Genomic DNA, 15,538 nt, shown 5'->3' with positions numbered 1-15,538 from the left:
TTGTTTAGAATTTAATGTTTAAGTTAAATCCATAAGTACGAGTTATTGGCAAACTGTTTCCTTCGATTCCTGCGTAGTTGATAAGCGAAGAGAATCCTGCTTCTGGGTCAATGTTGTCAGTATGTTTCAACAATGTGAAAAGGTTACGAGCAACAAATGAAACACCTACTGATTGGAACGGTAAGAAACCTAACTGTTTTTTGTTAAGCGTATAGCCAAAAGTAACTTGACGAAGTTTGATGAAGCTACCATCTAATACGTTTAAGCCAGAGATACGTCTTGCCAAAGCTTGGTAATAAGTTTGAGCAGGAACACTTACAGTATTTGGAGAACCATTTTCTGTAACACCTTCTGCCACAACACCACCTTCACGACCTTCTAAAGTCATTTGGTGTAAGCCTCTGAAAATTGCGTAATAGTTCGTAGCAGACAATACTTTATTTCCGAATCTGTAATCAATCAAGAAAGCAAAGTTGAAACCTTTGTAAGAGAATTCGTTGTTGAAACCACCATATACTTTTGGTAATACAGAACCCATTGCTGTTCTTGAAGCCGCTTGTTTTGGAATACCCGCTGCATCAACTACAATATTTCCTTTAGAATCTCTTACGTAGTCATAAGCCATGATTTGTGGACCAGCCATACCTTTTACTAAAGCAGTGTTTGCGTTTAATGGACGGTAAGTACCAAGACCCAATTGCTCATTATCAGTACCAGTACCAGAAATATCTATGATTTTGTTGGCAACTGTTGTGATGTTGAATGAAGTTTTCCAGCTAAAGTCAGTAGTTTCGATTGGCGTTCCGCTCAACATTAACTCGATACCAGAGTTTTGCGTTGAACCTGTACCTACATACTGTCCAGTGTAACCTGTTGCATCAGAAAGTGAACCGTTGATAATCTCGTTTTTAGTTTTACGAGTAAAATAAGCAAGGTCAACACCTAATCTGTTTTTGAAGAATTTCAATTCAGTACCAACTTCATATTCTGTCAAAGTATATGGTTTCAAGAACAAGTTTGGTAAAGTAGAGCTGAATGAACCAGTAGTTACCCCTTGAATCGCTGAACCTACGCTATAATATTGTGAAGTACTGTATGGGTTTGCTGGCTCACCAGAAACAACTGCATAAGAAGTACGCAATTTACCGTAGCTAAGTTTGTCAGATTTAAGAATGTCTGTTAAATCTAAGCTCAAAGAAACTGAAGGAGTGAAAATTCCGTAGTTATTAACTGGCAAAGTAGAGAAAGCATCATAACGACCAGTAGTCGATAATGTAAGCAATTTCTTGTAAGCAAAGTCTAATGAGTAATATGCAGAGTGTGTTTCTTTCTCGTTATAGCCATAGCTTCTGTTATAAGAAAGTACGTTGTTAGGGCTATAGAAGAAAGGAATCACGAATGGACCACCACCAATAGCAATTCTATCATATTTATTTTTTCTAAGAGCCGCACCCACCATAGCATCAATACTGAAATCTTCTGTAATGTCTTTTGAAGCAGATAAGAAAGCATCAGCATTCAATTCAGAAGTAGTAGCTTTTGACAATTCATCGAATGAACCTTTGTTACCGTTTGAATAAGCAGTACCAGTTGGAGTAATTTTGAATACACCGTCATTCATGTAGTCATAACCTACACGTACTTGACCATACAACCATTTTGTGAAGTCATATTTCGCAGAGATAGCAGAAATCAAACGCTTTCTTGTAACATCGTTTTTGTATCTGTTTACTACAAACCAAGGGTTAGTAACGTAGATATCATCGTTGTATTGAATTTCAGCACCCACAGCTGAATTCACATCATAACCTGGTTGTAAAGCTGATTGGTTTACGCTTGTAGCTAAATATTGGATGTTGTTAGCATTCAAAGGACCATCACTTAATTGAGGTTTGTTTGTAGCTTTTTCATCAATATAGTTCACCATCAAGTTTACAGTTAATTTATCTCCCATTTTCTGAGAACCTGTAAAGTTGATTGTCTTACGGTCTAAACCACTGTTTCTTAAAATAGATTTGTTATCTAAGTTAGCGATTGACAAACGGAAAGAACCTAAATCACTTGCATTAGAAACTGAAACTGAGTTTGTAACAGAAGCACCAGTTCTATAGAAGTTTTCAATATTATCTTTTACAGCTGAATATGGATATGATTTTCCATCAAATTGGATAGTAGAAGCACCATCTAATTTTTCACCCCAGCTCAACATACCACTGTTTAATGCACTTGTTACGTTTGTTGGACGTGAACCGTTGATACCCTGACCATATACATATTGGTAGTCAGTATTATTAACAGCCTTATCAGCAACCATGTTCAAGTTATACTCAACAGCCATTTTACCTTTTTTACCAGACTTAGTAGTAATCTGAATAACCCCGTTAGCAGCTCTTGCACCATAAAGAGCAGATGCAGAAGCACCTTTCAATACAGTCATGTCTTCAATATCATCAGGGTTGATGTTCGAAATACCATCACCTTGGTCAGCACCACCCCACTCACCAGCACTACCTCTTTGAGTATTGTCCATCGGAACACCATTGATTACAATCAAAGGAGAAGACGCTGTGAAGCTCGCCATACCTCTTAACAAAATACGAGCAGATGAACCTGGTCCACCACTTGTACCCGAGATATTTAAACCAGCCACACGACCAGCCAATGAATAAGCTACGTTAGTTTCACGAGCTTTCGTCATCAAACCACCATCTACCTTTGTTACGGCATAACCAATTTTTCTGGCTTCTTTTGAAACCCCCAAAGCCGTTACAACTACTTCGTCAAGCGATTGGTTGTCGGCATCTAATACTACATCAAGTGAAGAGCCATCAACTACTACTTGTTTGGGTACAAAACCCACTGAACTAAACACCAATGTAGTGCCTTTTGCAGCATTAATGGTGAAGCTACCTGAAGCGTCCGTAGTAGTACCTCTTGTAGTACCTTTAACTTGGATGCTTACTCCAGATAAGCCAACTTTATTACTGTCTGTTACTTTACCTTTTATTGCTTGAGCAAAAAGCTGCGAGCTTGTAAAAAGTAGTAATGCAGTAATTAACATCGTAAAATTACTTTTGCATGCTTTCATTTTTTTTTAGATTACAGTGAAAAATAGACTTAAAATTACTCATGATCAAAGCCAAATGGCAGGCTAATTTTAGGGTGGGTTTTGGGTTTTAGCTAACATTTCTTTTGTTGAATAATTAATTTAGTGTCTCTGGTAGGTTATTACTCTCTTTCTCAAAATTCTTTGATTTTTGTATTCTTAGCTTAGTTTCTGTATCGTTCTGTCATGATACTTTCACTAAAATCAAAGCACTCAAAATAAAAAATATCAACCTAAAGAGCTTAATTAATAAAATAATTTAAAATAGTTTTATTAATTACTTAACTGAAAAAGTAAATAAATATAATAAAATACTGTATGCACAAGAAAAAATATGCAAAAAATCTAAAAAAATAGCTAATTTATTTTTAAAATCGGAAATATATTACGCAGTAATCAATAAATTATATTACCAAATGAGAATCGAACACCATACAGTATATTATAAAATTTATTAAAATATATCCATAACTTTAAAAAAAATCTCAGCTTTGAGTACAACTTTATTTATTTACTCCTTTTGATTGTGGATTTTCATTGAAAATATTTTTATTTATCCTTAAATTTAAGTTTTCAGCTTAATTCTTGCATTTTTCCAAGAGATTTACTTTTTTTGAATAAACTCACATTTAACTATTATGCCAATTAATCCAATAGACTCTTCTGACATTGAAGTACTTGATAAAGAATCAATCGTTGACAAGAAAAAAAGCCGCTTAAAGAAAAAAATACTTCAAGATTTGTACTTTAGAGGAAACCGTACCATTGCTCAACTTACCAAAGAATTACATACAAGTGTCCCTTCTGTTACTACCTTGTTAGAAGAATTAGTAGAAGAGAAATGGATTGTTGAAATTGGCCTTGCAGAAGCACAATTTGGGAGAAAGCCCATTCTGTATTCGATGAACCCACAGCAGCGATATGTTTTAATTATCGACCTTGCTATTCATGGTTCAAAAGCTGCCATCATAAACCTCCAAAATCAGATTATCATTGAACAAGACCTTCATTTACAATTATCTGATAAAAATGATGCTTTAGAAAAAGTAACGGCTGCTATACATCAATTTATGGCAGAAGTACCTATTCCTTTGGATGAAATCATTGGTGCTGGGATTTCAATGCCGGGCTTGGTAAACCCCAAAAATGGCTTTAATTATACTTACCGAAATATCAATCCTTATAATCAGTCTTTTGGCAGTTGGCTTACACAACATTTTTCCTTGCCTTTTTATATCATCAACGATACCCAAGCCATGATTATCGGTGAAAATCAGTTTGGTTTAGCTCGTGGTATGCAAAATGCTTTGGCTGTAAATATGGATTGGGCTGGTATTGGTTTGGGCATTGTACTAAACGGAAAGGTTTTTCAAGGCTCAAATGGATTTGCTGGTGAATTGGGTCATATCCAAGTAAAAGAAAATGGCGTACTGTGCCACTGTGGCAAAGTGGGTTGTTTAGATACACTCACTTCGGCGGCATCGCTCATCCGAAGAGTAAAAGAATCTTTAAACAATGGCAAGGTTTCAAAACTGACTCAAACCGACGTAGAAAATATTGATATTGAATTAGTGATTCAAGTAGCAAATGGCGGTGATGCTTTGGCAATAGATTTGCTTCACGACATCGGGAAAGAAATGGGAAAAGGCTTGTCTGTTGCTGTGCATTTGTTCAATCCAGAAGCTATTATTATCAATGGTATTTTGGCAAAAGCAGGAAAATTCATCAGCAATCCTATCGAACAGGCCATCAATAAGTACTGCCTTGCCGATTTTAAAAGCGAATTACTGATTCATATTTCTGATATTGGCGAAACGGCACGCTTGTTGGGGACACAGGTGTATATTATCGAAAATGTTTTGGTAGCTTAATATTGTATCTTTAATACTGACAGATAAAACCAAATAAATAAGCAATTTGTAAAAATTTCTCCTCAGAATTTGTAATTTAGTAGGACTCATTCGTTATATCTAACGATTCGAGACCTTGATAAAATCCTATATTTATCAACTCCCATATAACCACAACTTGAATCTTTCATAAATTGATGATTATTTAATTTATCTTTGTATAAATATAAATTTTCTTCTGTTAAAATTGCATTTTATATACTCATCAGTAATAAAAGGCAACGAACATACCCTAAATTTGGTTTTTAACAAACTTTTTGTTTATTTTTATGACCCCGCCTTCAACTAATTACTTTAAAGCAATGAGAAAGATTCTGCTTATCATCAGCACTTTAACACTGGCAAGTTGCCAGAAAAATGTATATTTGACAGGGTCGTTGATGCACCAACTACAAGAAAATGAGCTTGACCTTACCAGAATACAATTTTATAACGATAATCCACTTTACCTCGAAAGAGAAGTTCCGTCTTCGGATGCTACCATTAAATCAGGAAAGGTAGTTTTCAAAAACGGTAGATATATCAACCGTATCGGCTTAGAAAAAAATACGCCCGGCTTGGTTCAGAAAGAAGAAAATGGACAATTGTTGATAGCCTTTGAAAAAAGTAGTGAAGAAAGTTCATTACGATTTGGCCCAGTTGCTGGCGAAAGAGGCGAGTACTTTTATCAATTAGTAGATACCCAAGGCAATGCCAACTTTTCAAGGATTGACTACGAAGGAAGTAAATATTTAGTCATTTATAAAAAACCAAGAGTAAGAATCATGCTGGCAAGAAGTGTTTTTTCTAACTTGAGAGTAAAAGTAAGGCGAATGAAAGGAAACAAAATTAAGACTCAGTATCGAGACTAATATTAAAAAAATACTAAATCTAAATTAAAAAAGAGTAGGCTTGCCAAAAGCTTACTCTTTTTTATTGAATAAATGTTTTTAGTCGTATGCTTGCAGAATAATTTTTTCTTTCTCATTTTTACAACATCACCCAATATAAAAATCCCATAATATTTCATCATTACCCCAGTTGGGTCGTGAAATGAATTAGTAAATAACATGAAAGCAGACAAAACCGTAGATTATCATATAAAATCAGGCTGGCACGCCATTAGCCGAATGTATAATTCTTTCGCTGCTCCGTTCGATATGACAATGGCTATCGGCTATGTACTCTTGAACATCGACAAAAAAGGAACACCCGCTACTAAAATTGCTCCTGCTTTGGGCTTAGAACCAAGAAGCCTAACTCGTATGTTGAAATCATTAGAAGATAAAAAATGGATTCGTAGAGAAACCGACGAAGAAGACCGCCGTATCGTGAAAGTGTATCTTACCGAAGAAGGAAAAAGAAAAAGAGACATTGCCCGTGAAGGTGTACTTACTTTCAATAATGCCATTTATGAAAAAATTGGGGCTGAAAAACTCGAAATCTTCTTTGAAGTAATGCAAAAAATTAGCGAAGTGGTAGATATTGATACCGCCAATTATAAGTCGGATAACTTAGACGAAAACGTACTGATTGTCTAAAATCAAAGGACAAATACTTCTCGAAAATTATTTTAAATGTTATGCTTGCATAACATTTTTTTATTTGTGTATCTTTATACCAAAATAGTATGTAAGCAGAACAATTTTGGACTTATTCAATAAACAAATAAAAAAATGACTACGACAGACAGCACAACCTCTATCAAAGGTGGAGAGTTTTTAATCAAAGATATTGACGCTTCACAAATTTTTATTCCTGAAGAATTTTCTGAAGAACAACAAATGATTGCCCAATCTTGCTTGGACTTTCTTCGTACCGAAGTACATCCTCGCTTAGATGAAATCGACTATGCCAAAAACACAGATTTGATGGTAGAGTTGATGAACAAAGCTGGTGAATTAGGCTTATTAGGAACAGCCATTCCCGAAGAGTACGGCGGTTTTGGAATGAATTTCAATACTTCAATGCTGGTAGCTGAGGCTTGCGGTGGCGGACATTCCTTCTCGGTAGCACTTTCGGCTCATACAGGTATTGGTACTTTGCCGATTTTGTATTATGGTAATGAAGAGCAAAAAGCGAAGTACTTGCCCCTACTCGCTACGGGCGAATGGAAAGCAGCTTACTGTTTGACTGAACCAGATTCAGGTTCGGATGCCAATTCGGGTAAAACAAAGGCTACTTTATCAGAAGACGGTAAGCATTATATCATCAATGGTCAAAAAATGTGGATTACCAATGGTGGTTTTGCAGATTTGTTTATTGTTTTTGCCAAAATTGATAACGACAAAAACCTTACGGCTTTTATTGTTGAGAAAAGTTTCGGCGGCATCACGATGAACGAAGAAGAGCGAAAAATGGGTATCAAAGGTTCTTCTACTCGACAAATTTTCTTCAACGACTGCAAAGTACCTGTTGAAAACCAACTTTATACTCGTGAAGGTGGTTTTAAAATAGCAGTAAATATCTTAAATATCGGCAGAATCAAATTGGCTTCAGCCGTAGTAGGAGCATCAAAAGGAATCATTGTAAAATCGGTAAACTATGCCAATGAACGCAAGCAATTTGGTACTTCTATCAGTAGTTTTGGTGCAATTAAACATAAAATTGCCGAAATGACGGTAAAAGTATTTGCTTCTGAATCGGCTTGTTATCGTGCTGGACAAAATATTGATGATGCCATCGACAGCCTTCTGGCAGGTGGAATGGATGCTTCACAAGCAAAACTAAAAGGTGTAGAGCAGTTTGCGATTGAATGTGCAATGCTAAAAGTACATGGTTCAGAAGTATTGGATTATGTAGTAGATGAAGGCGTTCAGATTTATGGAGGCATGGGCTTTTCGGCAGAAGCTCCGATGGATAGAGCTTATCGTGATTCAAGAATTAATAGAATTTTTGAAGGAACGAACGAAATCAACCGATTGCTTGCTGTGGGAACGGTAGTGAAAAGAGCCATGAAAGGCGAAATCAATCTAATGCCTGCGGCAATGGCAGTTGGACAAGAGATTATGTCTATTCCAGATTTCAGCATTAGTGATGAAGAAGGCATTTTTGTAGCAGAGAAAAAAGTTATCAAAAACTTGAAAAAAGCAATTTTGATGGTGGCAGGTTCGGCATTACAGAAATTCATGATGAAGTTTGAACACGAACAAGAAATCATTATGAATTTGGCTGATATGATGATAGAATTGTATGTAGCAGAATCAACGCTTTTAAGAGTAGAAAAACTCATCGCAACCCGTGGCGAAGAAGCTTGTGCTTTACAAAAAGATGCCGCCATGGTGTATTTACACGAAGCCGTAGAGAAAGCTAATTATGCTGGAAAAACCGCTATTACAAGTTTCGCAGAAGGTGACGAACTAAGAGTAATGCTAATGGGCTTGAAACGTTTCACTAAAATTGAACCATTCAATTTGAAAAACGCTCGTCGCCGCTTGGCAGAGGCAAGTATTGAGAAAAATGCTTATATTTTTTAATAAACAGATAGATTGGTAGAAAAACAAAAAGGTCGTTCAATTTGAACGACCTTTTTTAATGAAAATATAGAAAGACTATTTCTTCTTGATTTGCTCTCTAACTTTCGCAGCTCTACCTTGTTTGCCACGTAAGTAGAATAATCTTGCACGACGTACTTTACCTTTACGCAATACTTCGATTTTCTCGATGTTTGGTGACAATAAAGGGAAGATTTTTTCTACACCGATACCGTTAGAAATTTTACGTACTGTAAACATTTCACCAGCACCGCTGTTACGACGTTGGATTACAGTTCCTTGGAATACCTGAATACGTTCTTTAGCTCCTTCACGGATTTTGATGTAAACATTGATGGTATCACCTGCTGAAAACTCGGGCAATTCTGCACGGCGTGCAGCATTTTCAGCTTCTACGAATTTAATTAACTCGCTCATTTTTTGATTATTTTGCTGTTAGATTCTTTATTAATTTATCTAAAAGACAACCAGCGGTAACTTTAAAGGTCTGATAAACAAATAATTGCTTCATGCAGATTGCCCAGCCACGTAATTGCTCTTCAATTGGGGTGCAAAGTTAAGCATATTTTTCAAGAATACAATCTGATTTTAAGAAAAATATAGCTTTATCAACAAAGAAGGCTTCACCATGAGATGAAGCCTTCGATACTGTTTTTATACAATGCTTAATTATAAGTACTGATTTGCGTTAGCAGCATTCAAATCTTCAAATGCTAATTTCAAACGGCTAACGAAAGTGTCTTCACCTTTACGCAACCAAACACGTGGGTCATAGTATTTTTTATTCGGAGCATCTTCACCTTTAGGGTTTCCGATTTGTCCTTGTAAATATCCTTCGTTTGCTTTGTAGTATCCCAAAATACCTTCCCAGAATGCCCATTGTAAGTCAGTATCAATGTTCATTTTGATAGCACCATAAGAAAGAGCTTCACGGATTTCTTCACGAGAAGAACCAGAACCACCATGGAATACAAAGTTGATTGGTTTCTCAGCAGTTAAACCGAATTTCTCTTTCACATATTCTTGAGAATTATGAAGAATTACTGGAGACAGTTTCACGTTACCTGGCTTATAAACACCGTGTACGTTTCCGAAAGCAGCAGCAATCGTAAAACGGTGAGATACTTTGCTCAATTCTTCATAAGCATAAGCTACTTCTGAAGGCTGAGTATATAATTTAGACGAATCAACATCAGAGTTATCAACGCCATCTTCTTCACCACCTGTAACACCTAATTCGATTTCAAGAGTCATGCCTAATTTAGCCATTCTCTCAAGATATGTTTTACAGATTTCGATGTTTTCTTCGATTGGCTCTTCAGAAAGGTCAATCATGTGTGAAGAGAACAATGGCTTACCATGTTCAGCATAAAACTTCTCGCCAGCATCCAACAAACCGTCTAACCAAGGTAACAATTTTTTAGCACAGTGGTCAGTATGTAAAATTACTTGAACACCATAAACTTCTGCTAATTGGTGTACGTGATGAGCACCCGAAATAGCACCTGCAATTGAAGCTTCTTGTTTGCCATTTGGTAAAGATTTTCCAGCATAGAACTGAGCTCCACCATTTGAGAACTGGATAATTACTGGTGAATTAACCGCTTTAGCCGCTTCCAAAACGCCATTTACTGTATCTGTACCCGTAACATTTACGGCTGGTAAAGCAAATTGATGCTTTTTAGCGATTTCGAAGAGCTCTTGCACTGCATCTCCGTGCAATACGCCTTTTTGAGAAGATAAACTTGACATAGTTTAATTTTTTCTTGTTAAAAACTTATTTCAACTAATTTCTTGGATAAAAGAAACCAAAAATAATTATTTTAATTGGTTTTATTAAGATTTACAGAAGATTCTTCGGCAAATCATCTTTTTGCCAAATATTATACAAAAAATTACTTTTATTAATGTACAAATATACAAAGTATCTCAGTCCTTTGGTTAGCTTGCAATCCCTAAAGTTGAAAATAAAATAAATACCAGTACCATCAACACCAAAAGTATGAGATGAAAGTAATGTCGTTCTTTCCACGGTTGTATATCTATTCCACTATTTTCTTTAGGACGATAGGCTTCGGCTTGGGGAAATAAACGCCCTATTATCAACATGATACAAGAAGTAAGCACAAATAAAATGGCTAAAACGTGTAAGTAGTGGATTCCTGTATCAAACAATAATTGTGAGGCAACGTAACAAATCACGAAGAAAAATAAGCCAATTTTTACCGCAATCGCTGGTAATTTTTTGGTAATAAATCCAATAAAAATTACCATAAAAATAGGTACGCTAAAAGCCCCTCCTACCATTTGTAAATAAGTATAAAAACCGCCTTTGGCAAAGTAAATAAATGGTGCAATACACAAGGCTATCAGGGTAGCAAAGAGCTGAAATCGCTTTCCAATTCTTACAAGTTGATAGTCGTTTATGGTACTTGTTTGGCTCTTTTTCTGTAAATAAGGTTTGTAAATATTCATTACAAAAAGAGTACTGCTACTATTCAGCCCTGCATTGAAAGCTGTGATAGTAGCTCCGAAAATGACCGATGCCACTAATCCAACTAAAATAGGCGGCAATACATCGCCTGCAAGTTTGGGGAAAACTTCAGCAGTATTGGCAATTCGTGGATATAAATGCACAGCAATAATGCCGGGAAGATTGATAATCAAAGGAGCAAATAGTTTCCCTAATGCTGCCAAAGCAATTCCTTTCTGGCTTTCTGCTAAATTTCTCGAAGACAATGTTCTTTGTACGATGAACTGTTCCATGCCCCAATAATTGAGGTTTACCAGTATCATGCCTGTAAAAAGTGTGCTGAAAGGAATAGCGTCGGTAGATTTGCCTATGGCGTTGAGATGAGAAGTATTAGAAGATAAAATGATACGCAAACCTTCTTGAAGACTACCGCTACCTAATACTTTTAAACCAAAGTAAGGGAGACTCAATCCGCCAATCAATAAGCCAATGCCTAAAAGTGAGTCTGAAACTGCCACTACTCTGATGCCTCCTAAAAGTGTATAAGTAGCTCCAATAAGCCCAAATACACAAGTCAATATACAGAGCATCGACCAGTTACTTATCCCGATTATTTCTGAAAAATCAAAGATTCCGTTGAAAACTACCGCCCCACCATAAAGTACGGTTGGAAGCATATTCACTAAATAACTGATGAGAAAAATAATACTAACAATGGTTTTGGTACTTGAGTCAAAGCGTTCTTCTAAAAAATCGGGCGTAGTAATGAAGCCTCCACGTAAATAAATAGGCATAAAAAACTCCGAAACGATAATCATAGCAAAAACCGAAGTAAGCCCCCAAGCCATTACCGTCATGTTATTGGTATAAACGGATTCGTTTTCTCCGATAAATTGTACGCCGTTGATATTCGTCAAAAAAAGTAAACTTCCTACTAATACAAAACCAAGATTTCTTTTTCCTAAAAAGTACTCTTCAGAAGTTTTACTTTTTTCTCTGAATAGCTTTTTCCAAGAAACCAGAGCGATGATTCCATTGAAAAGTAAAAAAAAGAGTAAAGCAGAAATATTCACAATGAATTTCTTCTAATTAATACGGTTGGTAATATTTCTTGTACTTTTTTTCGAGTTAAAACGTAAGTAGCTGCTTTGCGTCCCATTTCTCCAAAATCAACTGAATAGGTCGTTATGCCGTCCCAAAGTATTTCTTTTACTGGTTCGTCATTATGTGAAAGTATGCCAAAGTCTTCACCTAATTTGTAATTTTTGGTTTTACAATCTTTGAGAATTGATACAATACAGGCGTTGTCTAAAGTAAAATATACTTTCCCTTTTTCTAATGAACCTGCTGTATAATTTACTTTTATAGTACCTTTTACTTGGTAATTTTTACAAAACTTCTTGAATGATTTTAGAATTTCAATCGGAATGGCTGAAACTGGCTCGTAAAAAAAGATTACTTCGTCGAATTTCTTGATGGCATCGGCTAATTCTACGAAAGCATTATAAGTAGCTTCTCCAAATTCTTGAGAGAGATAACTAAAGTCGCCTTCCATTGGCTCGTATCTATCAAACATCAAAAACTTATTTGTAGGAATCGCTTGCAACAAAGCGGCCGTTTTGGGATGCGGAATCGGTGCTACTACATACATTCCGTACTTTCCTTTGATATGCCCAAGAATGGTTTCAAATACTTCTATGTTGTTGTGATGAAAAAAAACATCTAAATGAACATTTTCGCCCAAAGTTTCTCTGAAATTTCTATAAAAAATCTCTTGAAAAGTATCGAAACCAAACATCAATAGTGCTACTTTCAAGGTTTGGTCGATAGATTCATTGGCAACAAAATAGCCCAATCTATTTTTAGATTCGATAATTCCTCTGTCTTTTAGCTCTTTGTACGCTTTCGTGATGGTTTCACGGGCAAAGCCAAATTCTTTTATCATATTATTGACAGAAGGCAAAGCTTGCCCTTTGGTCAATAATTTTTCTTGAATAGCATTGATAACTCCTTGAACCAACTGTTCATGTTTTGAGTAGGTTGGAATATCTTCTAATTCTTGTATTTTCTCGAAAAGGTCTCTCATTTGTGTCAGAATGAGTAAGTGATATATTATGTATTCTTAGTTTGTACTGCACGAAAAGCTTGAGTATTATGGAAGATTTGGGATTTGGGGTTTCTGATTTCGGATAAAATGACTTCATAAAAAACACTTCTAAATAATGTGTTTTATAAAGCCGAAATCCGATACCCGAAATCAACAACTTTCACAATTCTTCGCACAGTACTAATGCTCGTTCATTGGATATTTTTGCAATCTACTAAGAATACATAATATTTTACATCATTACTTCAGTTCTGTTAATTCTAATACAATACTTGTTCTATTGCCTGATAATTCTGGATTGATACCAACATTCATTAAATAGTCGCCAGAATAGACTAAATCTGTTTTTAAGCTTGAGCTTGTTCCGGGGAAAAGGTTGATTTCTTTTACCGAATATTTTTTGTTCGGGTCTAATCCGTTCAACTTGATTGGCGTCGGATTATAAATAATATCAAAACGATTTGTGGTTAGATAAGTAAACATTACTGCATGGCTTTTATCTTTATTGCTGTACAACAAAGAAGCAAAAGGTTTTTCCCACGGACTTTGCAAACGATATAAATCGCCTTTCCAAATGGTAGGATTGATTCTTTTGTAATTTTCAAGTGCTTGCTGACTGAACAATAATTCTTTATCAGTAAGATTACTTACTACAATATCATAACCCATTTTGCCCATCATGGCTACGTCTGTACGGAATTTCAAACCTACTTTACTCCAATCGGTAATGTGATTACAATGTGCTACGGCTGGATAGAAATATGAGTATTCCCATTGAATAAAAATTCTTTCTAATGGGTCAGTATTATCACTCAACCAAAATTCGGTGAAGTATTTCAATGCTTCGTAGTCCACACGTCCGCCACCGCCCGAACACAGCATCATTGGTACTTTAGGATATTTTGCCCTGATGCGTTCTAATACTTTGTACAAACCTTGTACATATTCTACATACAGATGTGTTTGTGGCAAGCCTTGTTTTTGTAAATAAGCCGAATGTGCATTATAAGTAACGGCGTTACAATCCCATTTGATAAAGGCTAATTCTGGATTTTTGGTGAATAAATTATCCAAAACACCAAATACAAAATCTTGTACTTCTGGATTACTGAGGTCTAATGGCAATTGATTTCTGAAATAATGTTCTGGTCTTTCAGGTTCACGAATTACCCAATCTTTATGTTTTTCATACAATTCTGATTTTGGATTTACCATTTCTGGTTCAACCCAAATCCCGAATTTTACACCTGCTTTGGTGGCTTCTTTTACCAAATAACCGATGCCATTGGGTAATTTTTTACGGTTTTCTTGCCAATCGCCCAGACCAGCTACATCGCCATTTCTTGGATATTTATTCGCAAACCAGCCATCATCCAACAAAAACATATCAACGCCCAGTTTTTTAGCGTCTTTGAACAAGCCTGTTAATTTTGTCTCATCAAAATCAAAATAAGTTGCTTCCCAGTTGTTCAATAAAGTCAATCTACTGCCTTCGCCATCCAAGATTCTGTATTTTTTTGCCCAATCGTGCATATTTCTACTGGCTTCGCCTTTTCCATGACTTGAAAAAGTATAAATAAACGAAGGCGTTTTGAATTCCTGATTTGCCGCAAGCGAGTACTCCGAAGCGTGCGGATTGATACCAGCCAACACACGAAGGTTGTGATATAAATCCATTTCAAAATCAATCTTGAAATTTCCTGACCAAGCCAAAGTTCCTAACATTACATTTCCTTCGTTTTCAGTGGCTGGGCGGTCGAATGAAATCATAAAAGTTGGCGGTTGGAAAAGATTGGCTCTTGTTCCTAATTTAGAATCCAAGGTTTTGATACCAGCCGTCAATAAAGTTTCTTCGGGCTTCATTTCACGTCCCCATCCTCCGTGATAATGGCGTAAATAATAATTGTCTGCCATAAAGTACAAGTTGGCAGAAGCGTATTTTTGTAGTAAAATGTTCTTCTTTTCTTGGTGTTTAATGAGCGTCCATTGCTCTATGGTATTTTCTTTTGCATACACTTTGTAGCAAAGTGTTACTTCTACGCCATATACAGGGTCTTTGAGTACGATATTGGTTTGGCTCACGTTGGCATCTGTGCGTTTGGTTTCGTGACTCACGTACTTCAATTCTAATGAAGTATTACCGTCGGCATGCGTAATTTGCAAGGCTGGTTCAACCAAACTCCAAGTACCGCTTGGGGTATAAGCTGAATTATAAATACCTGCATTTGAGTCGTTTAGGCGGTACTCTTTCGAAATCAAAGCATTTTCGCTACTTTTTGCGAGCTTTTTTCCAAAATAAGTAATTCCTAAACGGTTGTCTTTATCCGTTTGTAAAACCAAAGCATTCTGCTCTGTTTCGATTGGAATGGTAACGATTGTTTGAGCTTGTGCAAGAAAACTGAGGCTTACAGCACACAAGAGTATCAAAGTTTTTTGAGCTACTTTCAACATAGATTTTGATTTTACTAA

The 15,538-nt window shown here is 36.0% G+C and carries 10 protein-coding genes; 4 read left to right on the top strand and 6 right to left on the bottom strand.

Annotated elements, in window-relative coordinates; translation table 11 throughout:
• Positions 1–4: 4 nt before the first annotated feature.
• Complete coding sequence (locus tag VB248_RS04530; RefSeq protein WP_323295550.1) at positions 5–3,088, bottom strand: SusC/RagA family TonB-linked outer membrane protein; 3,084 nt, start codon at positions 3,086–3,088, stop codon at positions 5–7.
• A gap of 656 nt (positions 3,089–3,744) precedes the next feature.
• Here VB248_RS04530 and VB248_RS04525 point away from each other — a divergent pair.
• The 4 genes from VB248_RS04525 (at position 3,745) to VB248_RS04510 (ending at position 8,471) form a co-directional block, all read left to right on the top strand.
• Positions 3,745–4,977 (top strand): ROK family transcriptional regulator, encoded by a 1,233-nt coding sequence (locus VB248_RS04525; RefSeq protein ID WP_323295549.1) that lies wholly within the window; start codon positions 3,745–3,747, stop codon positions 4,975–4,977.
• Between the two features lie 341 nt (positions 4,978–5,318).
• Complete coding sequence (locus VB248_RS04520; RefSeq protein ID WP_323295548.1) at positions 5,319–5,867, top strand: hypothetical protein; 549 nt, start codon at positions 5,319–5,321, stop codon at positions 5,865–5,867.
• A gap of 198 nt (positions 5,868–6,065) precedes the next feature.
• Complete coding sequence (locus VB248_RS04515) at positions 6,066–6,536, top strand: MarR family winged helix-turn-helix transcriptional regulator (protein ID WP_323295547.1); 471 nt, start codon at positions 6,066–6,068, stop codon at positions 6,534–6,536.
• Positions 6,537–6,671: 135 nt separating this feature from the next.
• Positions 6,672–8,471 (top strand): acyl-CoA dehydrogenase family protein, encoded by a 1,800-nt coding sequence (locus tag VB248_RS04510; protein WP_323295546.1) that lies wholly within the window; start codon positions 6,672–6,674, stop codon positions 8,469–8,471.
• A gap of 75 nt (positions 8,472–8,546) precedes the next feature.
• On the opposite strand, the gene rplS is transcribed toward VB248_RS04510, so the two are convergent.
• The 5 genes from rplS to VB248_RS04485 all read right to left on the bottom strand — a co-directional run bounded on the left by rplS (position 8,547) and on the right by VB248_RS04485 (position 15,520).
• Complete coding sequence (gene rplS, locus VB248_RS04505) at positions 8,547–8,906, bottom strand: 50S ribosomal protein L19 (RefSeq protein ID WP_323295545.1); 360 nt, start codon at positions 8,904–8,906, stop codon at positions 8,547–8,549.
• A 252-nt stretch (positions 8,907–9,158) separates the two neighbouring features.
• Entirely contained in the window at positions 9,159–10,241 is a 1,083-nt protein-coding gene (fbaA, locus tag VB248_RS04500; RefSeq protein ID WP_323295544.1) for a class II fructose-bisphosphate aldolase, read from the bottom strand.
• Between the two features lie 189 nt (positions 10,242–10,430).
• The gene (locus tag VB248_RS04495) at positions 10,431–12,035 is read right to left on the bottom strand and encodes a solute:sodium symporter family transporter (RefSeq protein WP_323295543.1); all 1,605 of its coding nucleotides are present in this window, start codon (positions 12,033–12,035) and stop codon (positions 10,431–10,433) included.
• Positions 12,032–13,048 carry a GntR family transcriptional regulator gene (locus VB248_RS04490; protein ID WP_323295542.1) on the bottom strand — a complete coding sequence of 339 codons (1,017 nt, stop codon included), beginning with the start codon at positions 13,046–13,048 and terminating at the stop codon, positions 12,032–12,034. Before VB248_RS04490 ends, VB248_RS04495 begins: the two co-directional genes overlap by 4 nt.
• A gap of 261 nt (positions 13,049–13,309) precedes the next feature.
• Positions 13,310–15,520 carry an alpha-galactosidase gene (locus tag VB248_RS04485; protein WP_323295541.1) on the bottom strand — a complete coding sequence of 737 codons (2,211 nt, stop codon included), beginning with the start codon at positions 15,518–15,520 and terminating at the stop codon, positions 13,310–13,312.
• Between the last annotated feature and the right edge of the window lie 18 nt (positions 15,521–15,538).

It is taken from the genome of Arcicella rigui, assembly GCF_034929435.1.
Taxonomy (GTDB): domain Bacteria; phylum Bacteroidota; class Bacteroidia; order Cytophagales; family Spirosomataceae; genus Arcicella; species Arcicella rigui.
Note: the sequence above shows the minus strand (reverse complement) of the source record. Positions and strands in the feature narration are given on the sequence as shown.